Here is a 19,726-nt window from a genome sequence, read left to right as displayed (position 1 = left end):
AAGGTCACATGCTAAGTGTCCGCGTGGACACGTGCACTCAGACCGTGATGACAGAGAAACAGGACCTTCGATGCAGACTGGTGCTTGGCCGCAGACGGGATGGCCGGCGGGAATTTGATGAAGGTGCCGTGCGGGAGCTGGTCGAGTTTTGCCTGAAACCGGGGGTATCGATCGCCCGGGCGGCCATGGACCAACCAGTTGTGCCGCTGGATCTCGCGTCATCAGCAGCATAACTTCTGATGCCCATGTGGTTCCGAGCGAAAGTGAACTTGGGCGATCGGGCCTGTCAGTAATTTCGTGTTCAAGGCATATGATGCTCCGAAGGAGGATGTATGCCTCGCAAACCGAAAGCCAAGCCGGTAGACCTGCCGGCTATTCCCGCCGAGTTGCTTAAGCAATTCGGCAACGGCCCGATGACCGCAGACGCGATCAATGCCGCGACGCTGGCCCTCAAGAAGGCGCTGATCGAGCGGGCGCTGGGCGGCGAGATGAGTCACCATCTCGGCTACCCGCCAGGCGCTGCCAAGCCGAGCGCCGTGACCAACCAGCGCAATGGCACGGGCGCCAAGACAGTCCTGACCGAGGACGGCCCGATCCGTATCGAGGTGCCTCGCGACCGCGACGGCAGCTTTGAACCGCTGCTGATTCCCAAACACGATAGACGCTTCACGGGCTTCGACGACAAGATCGTCGCCATGTACGCCCGGGGCATGACCGTGCGCGAGATCCAGGGATTTTTGCAGGAGCAATACGGCACCGAGGTTTCGCCCGATTTCATCAGCTCGGTCACCGACGAGGTCATGGCCGAAGTGACCGCCTGGCAAGCACGGCCGCTCGAACCGATGTATCCGGTGGTGTTCTTCGATGCGCTGCGGGTCAAGATTCGCGAAGACGCCGTGGTCCGCAACAAGGCGATCTACCTTGCACTGGGCGTTCTGCCCGACGGCACGCGCGATATTCTGGGTTTGTGGATCGAAGGCACCGAAGGCGCCAAGTTCTGGATGAAGGTGTTCAACGACCTCAAAACGCGTGGCGTCCACGACATCCTGATCGCCGTGACCGATGGCCTCAAAGGCATGCCCGAGGCGCTGGCCGCCGTGTTTCCGGCGACCACGCTGCAAACCTGCATCGTTCACCTGATCCGCAACAGTCTCGATTACGCCAGTTGGAAAGACCGTCGAGGATTAGCCGCCGTGATTCGCCCGATCTACACCGCGCCGAGCGCCGAAGCGGCTCAGGCAGAACTCGATGCCTTTGCCAACGGGCCATGGGGCCAGAGATTCCCGACGGTCAGCGCGGCGTGGCGCAACGCCTGGGATCGTGTGATTCCATTCTTCGCGTTTCCGCCGGCGGTTCGCAAGGTTATCTACACTACGGATGAAATACACAAGCCCCCACGCCGTACTTCGCTCGTTCGCTATGTCCGCGCTTCCGGCCATCGTATCGGCGCGCTATCTGGTTTGGGGCGCGACTGCTTCCACCGGTTAAATAGTCTTTGATAGGTTCGCTCAGACTGCTCAGCCACGGCTCGCTCTTGCTGACGGACACTCTTCAGACTGTAGGCGGCAGCCGAACCTTTGCGCGAGCCATGCTGCGCCGGCATTCCAGCCTGCAGTTCCAGCGCGCGTAACTTGTGTGCGGTCAACGCGGGACGGTCCCACGCGAACGGCTCGTTGCGTGTCAGCACATACCATACGATCACTGCGAGTTTGCGAGCGGTCGCGACGACGGCAATTTGCTGGCCGCGGCGATCGCGCACGCGCAGGAAGAAGGCGCGCAGCGGCCCAGGCGCCTGCGTGGCGCCCCAGGCAGCCTCGACCAGCATCGCCCGTGCGTAAGAGCGGCCGCGCTTGGTGATGTGGCCGTGCCTGGCCGGTGTCGGGCCGGACTGATAGACCGACGGATTGAGCCCGAAGTAGCTCACCAGCTTCTCCGGATTCGGAAACCGCTCGATGTCGCCAATGGCAGATAGCAGCCCGATCGCCACCGTGGTGTTGACGCCGGTGATCGTCAGCATCACGCGCAATCGCGCGTCGTCGATGGTCGCTTGCGCGAGTGCTTGCTCCACCTCGCGCAGATCCTCGCCGAGGCGGTCCAGTTCGCGCAGCCGCTGCTCAACACCGAGTCGCTCGTCCAACGGAAGCGGTTGAACGCCGAGCCAGGCACGCCCCTTCTTGCCAAACAGATCGGTGGCGGGGCATCGCTCGATCAGATGCGCGGCCAGAACCGCATGAATCTCGTTCTTCAGCCGCGTGCGCTGCCGCACCAGCTGTGAACGACGCGAGATCTGTCGACGCAACGCCAGCGTGTGCTCGTCCGGCATCCATACTTCCGGCAGAAAGCCGCTTGCATACAGTTGCGCCAGCACAGCCGCGTCGATCTTGTCCGTCTTGACGCGTGCCTCCGCGATCAGCCGAACCTGCAGCGGATTGGCAATCGCCACGCGCGCGACGTGCCGACGAAGCACGTTGACGATGGCGGCAGTGTTGCCGGTTGCTTCGAGCACCACATGATCGGTGGCGCGCAGCTTCTCGGCAAAACGCTCCAGTTCGTCGCGTCGCAACCCGGTGCGGCCACCTGCATGCAGCGTGCCATCCTCTAGGTACGCGATCTCGCCCACAGAGCGCGAGACATCAAACCCCACGATTCGCATAACCGTCTCCCGTATCAGATCACTGCTGGGAGCCGGTGGGACAGCACGACAACTACGGATTCGCGCTCACAGCGCAACCGGGCGGGTCGCAGGGGCGGCCAACTACAAACACGAGCTCGCGGCTCATCGTGTAACAACGGCCTGCCCACCCGAAGTGCTCCCCAGTGCCCCTGTCCCGGATGGTCACACCATACGCTCAAACCACTCGGCGCGGGAACGCGAGGCACCGGCTATATCATGCCGGTTACGAACGCCATCGAGAACATCAACTCGCAGCTGCGCAAGATCATCAAGACCCGAGGACACTTCCCGACCGACGAGGCTGCCACCAAGCTCATCTGGCTGGCACTGCGCAACATCACTGCCGATTGGGGGCGTGCGGCTCATGATTGGAAGACGGCGATGAACCAGTTCGCTATCCTCTACGAGGATCGATTCGTTCGACCATCCGTATGAATCTCAACCCGCCTTGAACACGGAAATTCTGACACTCCCGGGCGATCGAATTCCCGAATCCTGACCCGATTCACGCTTACCGCACCGTTCGCCCCGAAATCCAAGACACCTCAATCACTTACGCTCCGGCCGCGAAAGTTGTTCACAGCGTTGCCCCCAGAGACTGTGAATAACCGGGGCTTCGTCATTCTTCCCGTGAAACTCCTGCCTTGGCCTGCGCCTGGCACCCTATTTCCTGCCCTGTCCCGCGACCGTAGCCAAGCGCGGGACGGCATCAAGGGGCGAGGGACCGAGTTGCCCGCACCATCCCTCGCCTCCTTCCTTGACACCGTCCCGCGCTCGGCTCCTTGGATCGCACGGGCAGGAAACAGGGTGTCAGGCAAAAGCAAAAGCCAACCCCGAGTTCCACCGGGAGAGTTTTCCGCGTAAGCGGCAAGGTCATCCCACAGCCCGCCGTTCAACCCTTTTTGCTGTGGAGATTGCCATGCAACTCGCTTCTTCTTTCCATTACAGCTCCCCGATGCTTCGGGCCGACTCGCCTCTGTCGGACGATCAGATTCGCTGCGTTGCCCCGTCCATCTTCGGCGACCGCAAGCACGAAAGCCGCTCGGAGCGCTACACCTACATTCCGACAATCGACGTATTGCGAGGCTTGCGTAACGAAGGATTCCAGCCGTTTATGATCTGCCAGACCCGCGTGCGCGATCCGGGCAAGCGCGACTACACGAAGCACATGCTTCGCCTTCGCCACGCCGAGCAGATCAATGGCGACGAAGCCAACGAAATCGTGTTGTTGAACTCGCACGACGGCACGAGTAGCTATCAGATGCTCGCCGGCTTGCTGCGTTTTGTCTGCCAGAATGGCATGGTCGCGGGCGACGACGTCGCCGATATTCGCGTGCCGCACAAAGGGAACATCATTCAGAACGTCATCAATGGTGCGTTCGACGTGCTCGACGGTTTCGAGCTCATTCGCGAACAAAAGGAAGGCATGTGCGACGTTTCGCTGAACCGTGACGAGCAGCATGCGCTCGCCCGCTCCGCGCTCGCGCTGCGCTACGATCCAACCGATGCCGAGGCTCCTGCCCCGATCACCGAAAGCCAGTTGCTCGCTCCCCGCCGTTTCGAGGATCGCCGCGACGACCTCTGGACGGTGTTTAACCGGGTGCAGGAAAATCTCACGAAAGGCGGGCTGCATGGCCGCTCGCGGACCGGGCGCGCGATGTCCACACGCCCCATTACTGGAATCGATCAGGACGTAAAGCTCAATCGCGCCCTGTGGATGCTGGCCGACGCCATGCGCCAAATGAAGGTGTAAATACCGTAGGGCGGCATCGCGTCGCCCTACTCAAACCAAGCTTGTCAGGATAACTATCCTTTTGTCCTGACAGGCTCTCCTTGAGTCCGTCATATAAGCCATATCACGGCTGCCAAACGGCGGTTGGAAAAGTCTGCGCGGCTCCCGAATATTCTCACCGACGGGTCGTTCCAACCTCGTGTAACAGGCGCGCGAACGCACCGGGCGACCTCACCGCGCCAATTGCGCATGAGCTGTCAGCTTGGCGAACATCGTGCCGTATATCGCACGCCAGCGCAGCAGTTCCGCCCGCTCACCAATATGCATCGTTTGCGCCGCCCTCCCGACCGACAGACGCTGGCTACGCAGCTCGTCCGCGACGCGATCTGCAAGGTCGGGAAAATCCAACGATTGGCCTTGTGCTTCAACTGCGTTGCGTAATTGCGAGTCCCGATAAAGGGTGAATTTTTCCGGCGAACCAAAGTAGCCATTGCGCACGACATGCGTGATTGCTTTCGGGAACGTCGCGCCGAACTTGAGCAGCAATTCGAGACTATCGCGTTGCCGGTTGATGACCCACAACACGACCAGACGCCGAGCGAGCTCATCGAGCGCGCTAGCGAGCGTTCCGCCGTACTGCTCGACACCCGCCTGACTCCGGGCTGCCGTGTTGACGACAACGATCGCATCCCGGTGCGTATCGCAGAAGTTAACAAAGTCGATCCAGCCGCTGACGTCGTCCAAATTACATGACGCGCACTCGATTTCGGCATGGACCGCTTTCATGACATCAGGATTGGACGTGTCCGTCTCCACCAGCACGACGTTGATGTCCGTGCGTTGCAGATAGTCGACCAGCGCCAGCGTCACAAAACTCTTGCCGACACCACCCTTGCTACCACCAACCATATAGATGGGGGGATTTTGCCTTGCCATGTGAGACCTCTACAAGTTCTCGGTATCCGGGCTGATCGGAAATCCAAGAAAGCCCTGTACCTGTTGCCCCGGCCTGGTTGTCCCCGTGTTCTCATTCTGCTGCAATCCCGTGCGCGGCGGGTTATCGCGTGACGCATTGGCCCGTGCTGACTTCCTGCCTCGAGCAGGCGCTGTCGCCTGCTCTCGTGTCATGTCTCGATTGCCTCGCCGAACCCTTCCCTTTCCGTCCGCACGGCGCATCGCATATCTCAGCGAATTGAGATTCACGTCGATGCCATCTTGCGCGGCCTGCTCTATCAGTTCATACAACGTATATCCCTTCTCCCGCGCCGCCACGATCTGTGTCTGTATAGATTTGACACCGTCCCCCACCTTGACAGGTTGTGCGTCTTTCGGCTTTTCCGGCAGCGCATCCAGCCTACGACCGAACGCTGCCCACTGTCCTCGAGTAAATCTTCTGGCAACCGACATGACGACCTCCGACGCACACCCTTCACTGCATCTTGCGCACGTGTTTACGCTCCGTCAACCCTCGTTCCATGTCGTTTGCGAAGCAAACTGAATGCAGAGGAATACATAGGAATATGACGGAACAAGAAATATTTTTTCTCTCGCCAGAGGCCTCATCTGACTTCTCATTCGCGCGCGCATGGACACGAATTGCAGTGAACACTGCTGCACGTCGATTCGCGCTGAGGAGCAATCCAGAACGCATTCGTTGCCATCGGCGCGCATTCGGCACTCACCTCTTCTGCCCGGCCCTTTCAACGCCAGCGCTACACGCGCGCACCGGCGTTACGCGGACATTCACCGTCGCGCCACTGCGGACCAAACTCGAGTACCACCGGCACGACGCGACGCGATGCGTCGGACGCACCAATCACTCAAGACATGCTTTCAGGCATTCTCCACGCGTTTACATGTGATGCGCTCAAGATCATGCGATCGTGTATGCCCGGCTCACTTCTTCACACCGCTGCATCAAACGCGCCGCACACGGCAATTACACGGACGCGATTTGAGAATGCATATAGCTTGCACATCGCGCATACGGAAGTCACGCTCGGCAGAGAAAACAAGATGAAAAATGAGTGACTGCAGGATAGGCTTGCGCCGGTTTTGGGCGCCGTGTCCGCAATCGCGCGGTACATCGGCAATACGGCAGAACGACCTGGTGGTTGCGAAGCGTGAGCGGGATCTTGCGAGACGTAACACGAGGCCCGACCAGAGGACATAAGCCGCTGATGCAAAACGCGACTGAACATGTCGGGCGATGGGAAACCGCCGTACGCTGCACGCGCGTCATGTCTACGCAACGAGTGTAGTGGGCAGCGATCAGCCGACAGCTCACACACCGATGACGTCGGGATCACGCACTACTTCGCCGCGACGAACTCTACGACTACTTCTCGACGATAGTGCGTTTCGATCGCGCGAATTGATGCAATCAAACGATAAGGGGAAGCGTGGCGTCGGCGGAATACATTCCCGAGACGTTAGTGTCCCTGAGGAAAAACTCAGTGGCACTCCTATTGTGGCGGAGACTCAGCAATGGCCTCGATCAGCGTCAAAATCGCCTCTCGTCTGCGCGCGTCGAGCGCCCGAAACCCAGATACGATCCGCTGCTCGTCGGGACTCTCTAGGCGCGCGCCTTCCTCGCCGGTCAGAACATAACAAATGTCCACGCCCGCAGCAGCGATCGCACTCAGGTAATCGGAGTTGGGTCGCCTCATCCCTTTTTCGTACTGAAATTGCGCGTGTTTCTGGACCCCACCGAGCGTTGCCAGCTCGGTCTGATTCAGTCCCAAACGCAATCGTTCCCTTTTCAAGCGTGCCTCGAAATCATCCATTTGATATTCTTTCCCCTTGACAATATATCAAACGACTCTAAACTGAGCTTCAGAGGTATCCGATTGCTAGCGTATCGCACCTCGGCGGGGACATACGCCTGTCCCTCGCTGACCGCGATTCCTTGATGCGGAGGCTATATGTCATTCACCTATGAAATCTGCGGTGCCTTGTCCGTCCTGGACAACTTCCGGCACTACCACGCGCAGCAGTTCGCCCAAACGATTGCCGACCCTGCCGACATTTACTTCGCGACAGATGCCGTCACGCATTCGCTCGTGATCCGCATTCGCGGCGTACTGACCGACACCGAAGCGGAGATCGTCGAGAACGCGCTTGGGGAATTCTCCCAGAAATGGGCACGGACCGGCAGTATCTTCAGACGAGTGCGCTACGGAGAGCAGTCGTGTGTGCCACTCGGCCTCGCCCTGCACGTGGACTTGCTCAGAGAACTCGCCGATGAGCACGTCCAGTTGGAGGCCTTTCTCCAACGCCAGGCGCGGATTCTCGAGAAATTTCGACCGGTGGCGAGCTAGAGCGCGGAAGCACCGACATCCCAGCGCTATCCGTCGTGCTGGGAAAATCCGATCCCCGGAGGTTCATAATGGAAGAGCCAGCCCCGTACGTCCTGAGCGGCGCGCTCGCCGTGCAAGACGATCTTGAGGACGAGCAGCTTGATCGCGTATCCCGCCATCTGGGCGGCATCGCCTCGGTGCACCTCAGGCACGACGAAGTAGCGCATGCCGTTTCGCTTCGCGTTTCCGGCACACTAATGCGCGACGACGTGCGCTACATTGAGCAGCGCGTCGAACGATTCGCCGAGGAAAATGCCCGCGCCGCCGCAATTCTCGTGAGCGAGTGGAACGGCGAGACAAGCGAACTGGTTGTGGGCATGAACTGGGACGCCCAATGCCTGATCCGGCTTGGCGCGGTACAGGAACAACTCGCGAAGCTCACCGAACGATATTTCGACTTTCTGCTGCGACTCGAACCGCCTGACTCTCCCGCTCGTGGCACCCCGCTAATGTGCGTCTCCATCGATATCGAAGACAAGCTGGCGAGACGATAGTCGACCTGACATTACTGCGTTTATCTCGCATTCATACGCCGCATCCCGCCTCGGTCGTGCAACGCTCGATTGCTGAATGGCCGCCCTCTTCAATGGACCGCCAGCACACTGCGCGCTCTTCTTTTTCAGCGTGAGCGAACGCGTGAATGACTCAACCGGATCTCGGCCGCACAGAGCCCCCGTGCCTGTCTCGAAACATAGTGGCCGTTTATCCTGAGACCGCCCGTCACCATTTGCCCCTTAACCGGTTAAGCGCCTTCAGCCGGAAAGCTCCGGTTCTTCGGGTTGCTTTCGGACCGAAACGTCACTGATACGACGATGCGGCGTTCCAGAGACGCAACGAATGCTGTGTGGGGCTTTACCCGATCACAACGGCGTCGCACGGCCAAATGCGGTCAGACATGCCGTCGGCGGGTCGGTCCCTCGGACGACTACTGAACTGCGGGCTGCGGTCACTCACGCCTGAGTCACAGGGCGAACGTTGCTGCTGCTGGTCATTTCGGAAGTCCACGCGCTGTCGCAGGGCAATGGCTTGGGCGACATCGTCATCTGGCCGGCGTATCGCCAGGCGAGAATGCATGCGGTATGCGAAGAATGGACAGCCCGGACGAACGTCGTTCGGGAGCTACGCCAGACATTGATGGCAACGTGCTCCTCTGACGCGAATATCCTTTGAACGAGCCCATTGCGGGCTCGTTTCTTTCCGTCCTGCAGTCACGTGTGCGAGCAGAGCTAACCGGACTTTCAATAACGGCAAATGAGCTTCTCTTTTTCGAGCGTGCGGGCAAACCCCGGAGCATCGCCCGTCAGGTGCGAAGAATCCTGACGTCTTTGTCCGTCGTCGTGGCTCATGACCACGAGATGGCCGTACTCAGCTACGAACTTCACAATTTCCCGGCCGATCCCGCAATGCGTGTAGCCGGGTTGTTCGTTTAGGAAGCAATAAGTGACCAAGCGAAGATCTGGGCCGGTACCGCCGCTCTCGATTTCCTTAAATTCGAAACGGCCGATCTTCTTGTCCCCGTGATATGCCTCGCAGTTCTCCTCGAAGTCACCCATGACTAGCGTTATTTGCCTACCTTTTTGTCCTGAATTTCTTTCGTATCCGACATACGGCACGCCTCTTCGGTTTAAGGTTGAGTTGCCATCGCATTATCGCTTGGCCAGCGGCAGCGTTGCGAGTCGCTCGAGAACGTCCGCCTTCATGCCGTGTGGCGTCGGCAGTTCGCCCAGCAGCTTAGGATGTCGCTTTTAACGAATGGGCAAATTGCGTCCATGAGCCGCCGCCCGAGTCACAGTAGCGAGAGCGTCCCCTAAGGGTCGCAAGGTGACAGTCCAAAAAGCCGCACGGACGTGCCATGGACCGCGAGATTCGTCGCGAGATTGCGGCGCCGGTCCTTACGCAAACACTGCGCGGTGCTGCGCCGAAGCCGGCGCGAGCGGTGCACCGCCGTTAGCGTCGACGTCGTTTACCTGAAACGCCGCGGCCGAGCGTTGCAGGCTCATCGCCTGCTCCTTCAGCGATTGCGCTGCTACTGCCGCCTGCTCGACGAGCGCCGCGTTCTGCTGCGTCATGCTGTCCATCTGCGTGACCGTGAGATTCACCTGATCGATGCCGGCGCTCTGTTCCGCAGCGGCCGCCGCGATCTCCTGCAGGACACCTGTCACACGCATGATCGCGTCGCGCGCTTCGTCGATCGTCGAGCCGGTGTTTTCGACCAGCGTCGCACCACTGCCGACGCTGCCCACCGCATGACCGATCAGCTCGCGAATTTCCTTCGCCGCGGTCGCGCTACGCTGAGCGAGGCTGCGCACCTCGCTCGCGACGACAGCGAAGCCGCGGCCCTGCTCGCCCGCGCGTGCCGCTTCGACCGCCGCATTCAGCGCGAGGATGTTGGTCTGAAACGCGATACCCTCGATCGTCGCGATGATCTCGACCATGCGGCCCGATTCGTTCGAGATACCCTTCATCGCCGCGATGGCCTGCGTGATCATGTCGCCGCCGCGGTTCGCGATTTTCGTGGCGCCGGCCGCAAGCTCGCTGGCGGTGCGCGCGTTGTCCGCAGTCTGACGGACCATCGCGGTCATCTGCTCCATACTCGACGCAGTTTCCTGCAATGACGCCGCCTGGCTCTCGGTGCGCGACGACAGGTCCGCGTTGCCGTTCGCGATCTCGTTCGCGCCGCACGCAACGTTGTCGGAAGCATGCTTGATCTGACAGATAGTGGTGGTCAGCGCGTCACGCATTCGCCGCATCACGTGCAGCAGGCTCGACGTGTCGCCGTCGCGCGTATGGATCGTAACGGTCAGGTCGCCCAATGCGATCGCTTCCGCCACATTCGCCGCATAGGCCGGATCGCCGCCGACCGTAGATGCGATACTACGGTTCGTCACCGCGACGAGCGTCACGAGTACTGCTGACACTGCTAGGAAGATCCCGCCGATCAGCCACAGCGACGCCATGAACGCAGCGTCGATGTCATCGACATAGGCGCCGGTTGCAATGATCCAGTCCCACGGCGCATAGCGCACCACGTAGCCGATCTTGCCGACCGCCTGCGCCGACACCGCGCCCGGATGCGGGAACACGTAGTCGACGAAGCCGCCGTCCGGCGCCTGTGCAGCCGACGCGAACGCCGCGTAGTGGTGACGACCGTCGGCATCCGCGCTGCCTGAAAGATCCTTGCCTTCGAGCGCCGGCTTGATCGGATGCATCACCATCTGCGGCTTCGAGTTGATCACGAGGAAATAGCCGTCTTCGCCGTAGCGGACGCCGCGCAGTCGTTCGAGTGCCTGCTTGCGGGCATCGGCCTCCGGCAGCGCGCCGCTTTGGGCCAGCGCCGCATACTCCGTCATGATGCCAAGCCCGACGTGCGCGATGTTCGTGAGGTCGTGCTTACGTTCCTCGATCCGCGTCTCGCGCGACTGCCACGCCGCTGATACGGACACAGCGAGCAACGCGACGAGGCTAATGATCAGCGGCAACCACAGCTTCTGCTTAAAACTGAGCTTGTGCATCCCGAGTCCTTGAGCAAACGAGTGGAAACCGCGCAGGCCCATGCGAGGTGGCACGTGAATGGGCGCACCGAATGGCGCCGGCTGGCTGTCCGGCGACCGTCCAGGGGGTTCCTCCTCGCGTTATCGGCTGATGCGAATGAAAGTTTTGTCCTGTGAAACCCTCGGTTACCACCTTGCCAAGGCGTATCGGAGGGCTCTTGTGCGTCGGCTCCCACCAAGCGTCATCAGGCACTAGCCGGCCAGTTTCTGTCGTTCACCTCAACTCTAAGCATGACGCTCGAATGTCAGATCTGCTCAACCAGCAGACGTCTGGCCGCGGAATGTTGCGTGACGATGGCGCTGTCAACATTTGGAACTGGCGCGATACAGGACCGCTGCGCCACCGAAGACTGTCACGGACACGATTAGAACGACCAAGGTTACCGCCCAATCGAGGAGGTCCCAGGTCCGTCGGTCGAGCACGGAATGTTGCGGGGCGGAGGGATCATAATAGACAGTCACCTCTGCTCCGACTGGCCTCTGGGCTGCGGTGGCATTGGCGTCGCCCATCGAGTTGTATTCGATCAGTGCAAAGCGCCCCTTTAGGTCTCTGCTTCCGGAATGGTATGGTTTGCCATTAACGAGATAAGAATAAGACCAGACTGGATACCAGAATGCGTGGCCACTTTTCGACGTTTGTGACGCGACCTGAACTGTCTGAATTCGCCCTCTCACTGATGGCCAACTCTGCTCCGTACGTAGGGTGTCGGCGTGGCGGACCAACCCGAATACTGGGCGAAGTAAGGGGAACCCAATCACTAGCAGGACAACAGCCACCAATTTCATGCTGGCGGACATAGTCTTTCGCTGAGGTACGCCTAACTGGGCGGCGTCCTTGATCATTTCGGGTGTTTGTTTACTTTCGTTCTCGCTAGTTTTTCTTTTTCCGGTTGCATAAATAAAAATTAATATGACTGTCGCCACTGCTGCCCCGGCTTGAACGATCACCGTAGTCTTTACACCCCAGTATTCGGCTCTAGCCAACCAAAGAACCATAAGGATGACGAGCCAGAGCATTACCAAGGTACGGAGAACATTCCTATCACGCATAGACTCTCCCGTATGGGCGGTGTGACTGATAGCGCGCTTTATCGGTCGTCAAAACGCCAGGCGATACCCGTATTGAACTGCCTCGCTCCATCTCATCTTGCGTAATCGCACCAATCAAACCTTGCCCACCAATGCATGGGCTGCAGGCTCGTCGGGATGTGCTGCTATATATCGACCAATTGCGCTCCTGACAAAGTCATGTTGGGCGGCATTCGATCTGAGTCCCCAGAGCGCAGCGGCCATGTAGATGAGTTCAACCGCTTTCGCGTCCCCCCATTGCTGGCGAACCCAGTGCAGATCACCCTTCGATCCCTTTTTGACCTCTTTTTCGATGGCAACCACCACCTTGGCATTATTGCCCTCGTTCGCATAGGACCGAAATGCGTCAAGAATGACGAGGCAATAGCGTGCATCGCCAGTCGCAGAACTCGCCCCCCATAGCAGGTCGAAGTCGAATGGCGTCTGCGCACGTATCATGCCGAGCGATGCGGGAAGTTTGTCTAATTCGGGCGGCTTGAGTCCCGCTGCCTGCATGCGCGCCGCGACCGCCTCTACCTTCTGGGCCTGTCCCGCCAGACGTAAGCCAATTGCAATGGACCATAAAACGCGCGGATCGACATCAGTCGCGACAACTGCGTCGACGCTGCCTGGATACCTGAAAAAAAACGCCGCGAGAAAACCGGCCAACGGCGGGTAAGTCGCAGCGTTGCTGACGTATGGCGGTTTGCTGAAGTCCTTGAGAATCTTCGTTACCGCTTCCGTACTCGGCGCCCGGTAGAAATACTTCATCTCCTTGTCGAGCGTAGTGGGTAACGTTTGCGCTTGTGCGACTCGCACTAAGCCGCCTTCGACGGCAAGGCCATAGCATGCCGCGACGACAATTGAAGCCGCGATCCATCTGGGCATCTGAGCCATGTATGCTCCCGGATGTTGCCTATCGTTGGACGATATTAGCGCTCGTATAGGCCGGTCGAATGACCGACTCTACCCACGCTCCACCGGTCGACAATTTTCGCTGTGACGTTGTGCACGTTCGACGTTATCCTCAGCGACGTCAGTCCCGCCGCCATCCACAAGGATTATTGAGGTACGCCTATTCGACATGCCAGGGCGTACTTACCCGACGTTGTCGTCAACTTACCCAGGCCTGTGGGACAACGCAGCGTGATCGCACTGTCAAATAAACCGAGTGTGTCGAATGCATGGCGTCGTAGACAGCACACGGTAAATAGTTGGGCCCGGCACACGGGACAGGATGCGACATCCTCCGGGAGAATCCGCTCAAAAGGATGGCTGTTTGACCGCGGACACTGCCATCGCCCCAACGCGAAGTCCAGGGACCGCATTGAGGCAACGAGGAAATGGCCGTTATGCCTTGGAAGCCGCCGTCGACCTCGCGACAGCCCGAACGGCCGTGATGGGTCGGCAACGGCCAGTCACACGCCGTGAAGTTACGTTCGCAGTCGCCGCCAATAGCTATCGCGGGGCTGCTCGCGTGCCTCGCCATACACATATGGTGCCGACTCACCGTCCCACACCGGGTTATGAATTGTGTAGACCTAGTGTAGACCTAGCGAGACAGAGGGATGCCGGGCACATACAAAAAAACACGTAACCCGTTGATTTTACTGGCCCGCCCTACACGATTCGAACGTGTGACCTACGGCTTAGAAGGCCGTTGCTCTATCCAACTGAGCTAAGGGCGGTCGAGGGAAAAAGACACGGCCACACAACCCGGACCGCATTTGACGCGTGAGGCTTCGAGCACCGCCACAACAACCACGAACTCAAAGCCCCGAAACGAAACGGGCCCGGCATGAAGCCGAGCCCTAAATTATACCCGATCATTGCGTCATATCACGCGTGACCAGCACTGCAGCCATCAAACCGGCTGCGCATGCAGCATGAACCACCCGAAACAGAACAGCCCGGCAATCACGCAATACACGCCGAACGAGGCCAACCGCCCGCGCCCTTCGAAATAGCGCATCAAGAACCGCACGCTCAGATAAGCCGCAATCGCCGTCAGCACGCCGCCGAGCAGCGCGTCCGCGAGCTGGTCGCGCGCATGGAACAGCTTCGGCAGCTCGAGCACGCCCGCCGCGAAGATGATCGGCGTGCCAAGCAGGAACGAAAACTCCGCCGCCTTCTCCGCCGTCAGCCCGGCCGCATTGCCGGCGATCATCGTCAGCCCGCTGCGCGAGAAACCCGGAATCAGCGCGCCGATCTGCGCGAGGCCCACGAAGAACGCCTGCTTGAACGTCATCTTCTCGGGCGGCTGGTGCGCACGGCTGCGCTGGATGCGATCGCCGACCCACAGCAGCACGCCGTTGATGATCAGCGCGATCGCGACGATCCGCAGATCGTGGAACACGCGCTCGATGCGCTTCTCGAGCAGCAGCCCGACGATCCCGGTCGGGATCGTGCCGATGATCAGCGCCCACATCAGGTGACCGTCGTCGTTCTTGCGGCCGCCGAGCTGCGCGAAGAAGCCGCCGATCAGTGCGATCCAGCGTGCACGGAAATACCACAGCAGCGCGAGCGCGGTGCCGAGGTGCAGCGCGACGAGGAACGGCAGCAACTGCGGCGCATGCTTGTCGATGTGCATGCCGAACAGCGCGGGCACGAGCAGCGTATGGCCGAGACTGCTGACGGGGAAGAGTTCGGTGACGCCCTGCAGGACGCTCAGGAATACCAGAAACCAGAGACTCACGCGTCGGTCCTTTTAGTGGTGATCAATCGGGTAGAAAAGCGGACGACGCATCGCGCGTCCGAAAAAACGCGCCCCGATTATGCCGAGCCAGGATTACCGCGCCAAGGCATTTGGCGGATTATTGCGGCATTGCACACAAACGCTTGCAATTTGTAAGCGACCGGAAAGCAAAAAGCCCGCCATTTGCATGGCGGGCCTTTCGATTCCGGCAGAAATTGCCGTCAGCGGCCGAGCTGATAGAAAAACAATACCGTGCTGCCAGTGAACATGCCGAACAGTGCGAGTCCCATTGCCATTGCCAGATCCATGGCCCCTCCACGAAGTGTCATGACCCGGCAACATCACCGGTTTAGAGGCATTATCCCGACAGCTGACAATCTGAAAAACTCGCGATTTCCCGAGAAGGGTTTTCCCCGACCGCCTCGCGGCCCGATAATGGAGCGCGCCATCGCGCCCCCCCGCCCACCCTGTTCATACCGATTCGCCATGCCGATCTTCCAGCAGCACGACATTCATGAACTTCACGCCGGCCCGTCGCTCGTTCGGGTCGCCCCGCAATTCGGCGGCCGCCTGCTGTCCTGGCACGTCGACGGGGAGCCGGTCATCTTCTGGCCGGAAACGGCCGACTGGAGCAACCTCGCGCGCGTGCGCGGCGGCAATCCGCTGCTGTTCCCGTTCCTCGGCCGCCACCGTGTCGACGGCGAACTGGGCCGCTGGCGCGATGCCGCCGGCGTGGTCCGCGACCTGCCGATGCACGGTTTCGCGCGCGACCTGCCGTTCGCGGCACAGCCGTCGGCCGACGGCGCCGCGCTGTCAATGACACTCGATGCGAACGACGCGCTGCGCGACAGCTATCCGTTCGATTTCCGGTTCGAGACGACCTACCGGCTCGCCGACGCGCATACGCTCGACGTCGCGCTCACCACGACCAACCGCGGCGACACGCCGCTGCCCTACTACGCGGGCCACCATTTCTATTTCGCGCTGCCGCACGGCGAACGCGCGCAAACCACGCTGGAACTGCCGCCGACGCATCGCTGCCTGCAGCGCGCCGACGGCTCGATCAGCCCGCTCGAGCCCGGCGAAGCGTCGTACAGCCTCGGCGATCCGGACATCCTCGACCGCTTCCACTGCCTCGACCGCGCGCCTTCCACGCCTGTGCGCATCGTGATGCCGGGCCGCGGTCGCACGATCGAGATCGCACTCGACGTCCCGGGCTCGATCCCGTGGTATGCGGTCACGACCTGGACCGAAAAACCGGAATCGGACTTCTACTGCGTCGAGCCGTGGCTCGGGCTGCCGGACGCGATCCACAACGGTCTCGGGCTGCGCATGCTCGCGCCGGGCGCGACCGAAACGGCCACGCTGCGGATTCGCGTACTGCCGCTCGCCGGCTGACACCGGCCGCATCGAACCGGTACGCGCAGGCCGCGCCCGCGGCTCGAAACTGCGGTGCGCGGGTCGAACCCGTTAAAATCTGACGTTTTGTATTGCCTGCCGCGTCGCGCGCGGCAGGGTTTTGCGAGGTTCAATGTTCGGAACAACAACGAAGCGGCTCTTCGCGGCCGCCTGCGCCGCGCTGCTCGTCGCGTGCGGCTCCGCCCCCGTCGGCCCGGGTTACTACCGCGTCGAGCGCGGCGACACGCTCTACAGGATCGCGCGCGAGAATCGCACGTCGACGGCGAACATCGTGCGCTGGAACCAGATCACGAACCCCGACGCGATCGAGGTCGGCCAGGTGCTGCGCGTTGCGCCGCCGCCCGGCACGACAACAGCGTCGACCACCGGCACCGGCAGCGCGGGCCGCAGCCGTCCCGCGCCTTCCGCGCCGGTCGAATCGGCCGTCAAGCCGGCCACCAACATCGCGCTGATCTGGCCGTCCGCCGGCAACGTGGTGCGCACGTTCGACGGATCGAAATCCAAGGGCATCGATATCGCGAACGCGTCGGGCACGCCGGTGCTGGCCGCCGCGCCGGGCACGGTCGTCTATGCAGGTAACGGCTTGCGCGGCTACGGCAACCTGATCATTCTCAAGCACAACGCCGATTACCTGACGGCCTACGCGCACAACCGTGCGCTGCTCGTGAAGGAAGGCCAATCGGTCACGCAGGGGCAGACGATCGCGGAGATGGGCAACAGCGACAGCGACAGCGATCGCGTCGCGCTGCATTTCGAGCTGCGCTACGGCGGCCGCTCGATCGATCCGGCACGCTACCTGCCGGCGCGCTGAGTGCGCCACCGCCGACGAGGGGCGACACGCGATGCCGGCATGCATCGCATGTCGTCGCGAGGAAAATCGGGAAGGTTGTGTCAGCGCTTGCGCAGACGGCCGGTGAACCGGCCGGACAACGGATCGACGCGGCTGGCAAACACCACCAGCGCACCGATTCCGAACAGGCTGAACCCCGCAGCTATCAAAAGCAAATCCATGGTCACATCACTGTTTTGTCGTGATCTTATGCGTCATTGTGGAATCGTGCACTGAGCCGCACCCGTTGCACGAGCCCGAACATTCCCTATCTATCAGGCGCCATTGTGGTTTCGGCCTCGTGAAATGCTGATGTAAGTCATCGACCGCCCCCTCGATCGACGCCAAGGAGACCCGTGATGCTGCCCGCCGCCGAACGCTACGACGACCTGCTCTCCCGCTTCGGATGGGACATTCCGGCCCGCTACAACATTGGCGTGGACGTCTGCGACAAGTGGGCCGACGGCAGCGGACGGCTCGCGTTGATCCACGAAACGTCGCAAGGCGACGAGTCGCGCTTCACGTTCGACGACCTGAAGAATGCTTCTAACCGCTTCGCGAACAGTCTCGCGCGTGCCGGCCTGCAACGCGGCGACCGGATCGCGATCTTCCTCGCGCAGGGCCCCGAAACGGCGATCGCTCATCTCGCCGCGTACAAGCTCGGCGCGATCGCGGTGCCGCTGTTCACGCTTTTCGGCGCCGACGCGCTCGAATACCGGCTCGCGAACAGCGAAGCCGCCGCGCTCGTCACCGACGCGGCCGGCTACGCCAAGATCGCGCCGCTGCGCGCGCAACTGCCGGCGCTGCGCACGTGCTACTGCATCGGCGACGACGTGCCCGACGCGCCGGGCGTGCTGCGCTACGACGCAGCCCTCGCGGCCGAATCGCCCGAGTTCGTGCCGGCCGACACCGCCGCCGACGATCCGGCGGTGATCATCTACACGTCCGGGACGACCGGCAAGCCGAAAGGCGCGCTGCACGCGCATCGCGTGCTGCTCGGCCACCTGCCGGGCGTCGAGATGTCGCAGCAATGCTTCCCGCGCGACGCGCGCCTGTTCTGGACGCCCGCCGACTGGGCGTGGATCGGCGGGCTGCTCGATGTGCTGCTGCCGTCATGGCATCACGGCGTGCCCGTGCTCGCGCGCCGCTTCGAGAAGTTCGACGGCGAGGCCGCGTTCGCGCTGATGGCGCGGCACGGCGTGACCCACGCGTTCCTGCCGCCCACCGCGCTGAAGCTGATGCGCACGGTGCCGGCGCCGCGCGAGCGCCACACGCTGACGCTGAAATCGGTCGCGAGCGGCGGAGAATCGCTCGGCACCGAGCTGACGGCCTGGGGGCGCGACGCGCTCGGCGTGACGATCAACGAGTTCTACGGACAGACCGAATGCAACATGGTGCTGTCGTCGTGCGCCGCGCTGTTCGATGCGCAGCCCGGCGCGATCGGCAAGGCCGTGCCCGGGCATACGGTCGCGATCGTCGACGAGCACGGCACGCCGCTGCCGACCGGCGTCGAGGGGCGCATCGCGGTGCGCCGCCCCGACCCGGTGATGTTCATCGAATACTGGCGCAATCCGGCCGCGACGCGCGACAAGTTCGCGGGCGACTACCTGCTCACCGGCGACACCGGCACGATCGACGCCGATGGCTTCGTGCGCTTCGTCGGCCGCGACGACGACGTGATCACGAGCGCCGGCTACCGGATCGGCCCGGGGCCGATCGAGGACTGCCTGCTCACGCATCCGGCGGTGCGGATGGCGGCCGTCGTCGGCGTACCCGACCCGACGCGCACCGAGATCGTCAAGGCGTTCGTGGTGCTGAATCCCGGCCATGTCGGCGACGACGCGCTCGTCCAGGCGCTGCAGGCGCACGTGCGCACGCGCCTGGCCGCTCACGAGTACCCGCGCGCGATCGCGTTCGTCGACGGCCTGCCGATGACGGCGACCGGCAAGATCGTGCGCCGCGCGCTCCGTGACGCGTGAACCGGGCGCGGCCGTGCCGGGCGGCCGGCCGGTCGCCCGGATGGTTTATAGTGGCGCCACGCAGTCTTTCCAATACACGACCGATGTCCTCCCACCAACACGAATCCGCTGCGGGCGCGTCGCACAGCCCGCTCTACGCCAAACTCCTCGGCGAAACCGCCAAGATCGACTGGTGCGATCTCGAGCGCTTCTTCGCGCAGGGCAAGCTGCTGTCGGTCGCGCGCGATCTCGATCTCGTCAGCGTCGCCGAAGCGATTGCCGGCGACGATGCGGAACAGGTCACGCGCTGGCTGTCGTCCGGCCTCGTCGCGCGCATGCCGGCGGAAACCGCCGCCGCCTTCGCGGCGCGCAATCCGGAGCTGTGGGCAGTCGTCGTATCGCCGTGGGTCTGCGTGCAGGAACGCGCCTGACGCGTCCGCC

The 19,726-nt window shown here is 61.7% G+C and carries 16 protein-coding genes, 1 tRNA gene and 2 pseudogenes; 9 read left to right on the top strand and 10 right to left on the bottom strand.

Features of this window, described 5'->3' with window-relative positions:
• Positions 1–332 precede the first annotated feature (332 nt).
• Positions 333–1,439, top strand: a pseudogene (locus tag AC1Z3W_RS25020) (IS256 family transposase); the annotation flags it as partial.
• On the opposite strand, the gene AC1Z3W_RS25015 reads toward AC1Z3W_RS25020, so the two are convergent.
• On the bottom strand, positions 1,418–2,653 hold the full coding sequence (locus AC1Z3W_RS25015) for an IS110 family RNA-guided transposase (RefSeq protein ID WP_483508630.1): 1,236 nt from the start codon (positions 2,651–2,653) through the stop codon (positions 1,418–1,420). The pseudogene AC1Z3W_RS25020 and the gene AC1Z3W_RS25015 sit on opposite strands and share 22 nt — an antisense overlap.
• Before the next feature lie 234 nt (positions 2,654–2,887).
• Between AC1Z3W_RS25015 and AC1Z3W_RS25010 the strand changes: the two are divergent.
• Positions 2,888–3,109, top strand: a pseudogene (locus AC1Z3W_RS25010) (transposase); the annotation flags it as partial.
• Positions 3,110–3,593: 484 nt separating this feature from the next.
• Positions 3,594–4,427: a DUF932 domain-containing protein gene (locus AC1Z3W_RS25005; RefSeq protein ID WP_483508629.1), complete on the top strand. Its 834-nt coding sequence runs from the start codon at positions 3,594–3,596 to the stop codon at positions 4,425–4,427.
• A 210-nt stretch (positions 4,428–4,637) separates the two neighbouring features.
• On the opposite strand, the gene AC1Z3W_RS25000 is transcribed toward AC1Z3W_RS25005, so the two are convergent.
• From AC1Z3W_RS25000 to AC1Z3W_RS24990, 3 genes are all read right to left on the bottom strand, one after another.
• Positions 4,638–5,342, bottom strand: a complete 705-nt coding sequence (locus tag AC1Z3W_RS25000; protein ID WP_483508628.1) for a nucleotide-binding protein — start codon at positions 5,340–5,342, stop codon at positions 4,638–4,640.
• Positions 5,343–5,351: 9 nt separating this feature from the next.
• A complete protein-coding gene (locus AC1Z3W_RS24995; RefSeq protein ID WP_483508627.1) occupies positions 5,352–5,813 on the bottom strand; it encodes a hypothetical protein in 462 nt (153 codons plus the stop codon).
• Between the two features lie 1,058 nt (positions 5,814–6,871).
• Positions 6,872–7,192 (bottom strand): helix-turn-helix domain-containing protein, encoded by a 321-nt coding sequence (locus AC1Z3W_RS24990; RefSeq protein WP_124674252.1) that lies wholly within the window; start codon positions 7,190–7,192, stop codon positions 6,872–6,874.
• A gap of 138 nt (positions 7,193–7,330) precedes the next feature.
• On the opposite strand from AC1Z3W_RS24990, the gene AC1Z3W_RS24985 reads away from it, so the two are divergent.
• Positions 7,331–7,726, top strand: a complete 396-nt coding sequence (locus tag AC1Z3W_RS24985) for a hypothetical protein (protein WP_124715518.1) — start codon at positions 7,331–7,333, stop codon at positions 7,724–7,726.
• Positions 7,727–7,794: 68 nt separating this feature from the next.
• Positions 7,795–8,259, top strand: coding sequence for a hypothetical protein (locus tag AC1Z3W_RS24980; protein WP_124715519.1), 465 nt, complete (start codon positions 7,795–7,797; stop codon positions 8,257–8,259).
• Between the two features lie 744 nt (positions 8,260–9,003).
• On the opposite strand, the gene AC1Z3W_RS24975 is transcribed toward AC1Z3W_RS24980, so the two are convergent.
• The 6 genes from AC1Z3W_RS24975 to AC1Z3W_RS24950 all read right to left on the bottom strand — a co-directional run bounded on the left by AC1Z3W_RS24975 (position 9,004) and on the right by AC1Z3W_RS24950 (position 15,079).
• A complete protein-coding gene (locus AC1Z3W_RS24975; protein WP_483508626.1) occupies positions 9,004–9,318 on the bottom strand; it encodes a hypothetical protein in 315 nt (104 codons plus the stop codon).
• Positions 9,319–9,657: 339 nt separating this feature from the next.
• Positions 9,658–11,277 carry a methyl-accepting chemotaxis protein gene (locus tag AC1Z3W_RS24970; protein WP_483508625.1) on the bottom strand — a complete coding sequence of 540 codons (1,620 nt, stop codon included), beginning with the start codon at positions 11,275–11,277 and terminating at the stop codon, positions 9,658–9,660.
• Between the two features lie 342 nt (positions 11,278–11,619).
• Positions 11,620–12,102, bottom strand: a complete 483-nt coding sequence (locus AC1Z3W_RS24965; RefSeq protein WP_483509590.1) for a DUF3592 domain-containing protein — start codon at positions 12,100–12,102, stop codon at positions 11,620–11,622.
• Between the two features lie 378 nt (positions 12,103–12,480).
• The gene (locus AC1Z3W_RS24960) at positions 12,481–13,281 is read right to left on the bottom strand and encodes a hypothetical protein (RefSeq protein ID WP_483508624.1); all 801 of its coding nucleotides are present in this window, start codon (positions 13,279–13,281) and stop codon (positions 12,481–12,483) included.
• 714 nt (positions 13,282–13,995) lie between these two features.
• A tRNA-Arg gene (locus AC1Z3W_RS24955) sits at positions 13,996–14,072 on the bottom strand.
• A gap of 176 nt (positions 14,073–14,248) precedes the next feature.
• Positions 14,249–15,079 carry an undecaprenyl-diphosphate phosphatase gene (locus AC1Z3W_RS24950; protein WP_057928434.1) on the bottom strand — a complete coding sequence of 277 codons (831 nt, stop codon included), beginning with the start codon at positions 15,077–15,079 and terminating at the stop codon, positions 14,249–14,251.
• Positions 15,080–15,565: 486 nt separating this feature from the next.
• Between AC1Z3W_RS24950 and AC1Z3W_RS24945 the strand changes: the two genes are divergently transcribed.
• The 4 genes from AC1Z3W_RS24945 to AC1Z3W_RS24930 all read left to right on the top strand — a co-directional run bounded on the left by AC1Z3W_RS24945 (position 15,566) and on the right by AC1Z3W_RS24930 (position 19,716).
• The gene (locus AC1Z3W_RS24945; protein ID WP_175826062.1) at positions 15,566–16,477 is read left to right on the top strand and encodes an aldose epimerase family protein; all 912 of its coding nucleotides are present in this window, start codon (positions 15,566–15,568) and stop codon (positions 16,475–16,477) included.
• Positions 16,478–16,610: 133 nt separating this feature from the next.
• Complete coding sequence (locus AC1Z3W_RS24940; RefSeq protein ID WP_483508623.1) at positions 16,611–17,309, top strand: peptidoglycan DD-metalloendopeptidase family protein; 699 nt, start codon at positions 16,611–16,613, stop codon at positions 17,307–17,309.
• 377 nt (positions 17,310–17,686) lie between these two features.
• The gene (locus tag AC1Z3W_RS24935) at positions 17,687–19,306 is read left to right on the top strand and encodes an acyl-CoA synthetase (RefSeq protein ID WP_483508622.1); all 1,620 of its coding nucleotides are present in this window, start codon (positions 17,687–17,689) and stop codon (positions 19,304–19,306) included.
• Between the two features lie 83 nt (positions 19,307–19,389).
• Positions 19,390–19,716, top strand: coding sequence for a DUF2288 domain-containing protein (locus AC1Z3W_RS24930; protein WP_057927917.1), 327 nt, complete (start codon positions 19,390–19,392; stop codon positions 19,714–19,716).
• Positions 19,717–19,726 lie beyond the last annotated feature (10 nt).

The sequence above is a fragment of the Burkholderia sp. 10_S31 genome (genome assembly GCF_056930375.1).
Note: the sequence above shows the minus strand (reverse complement) of the source record. Positions and strands in the feature narration are given on the sequence as shown.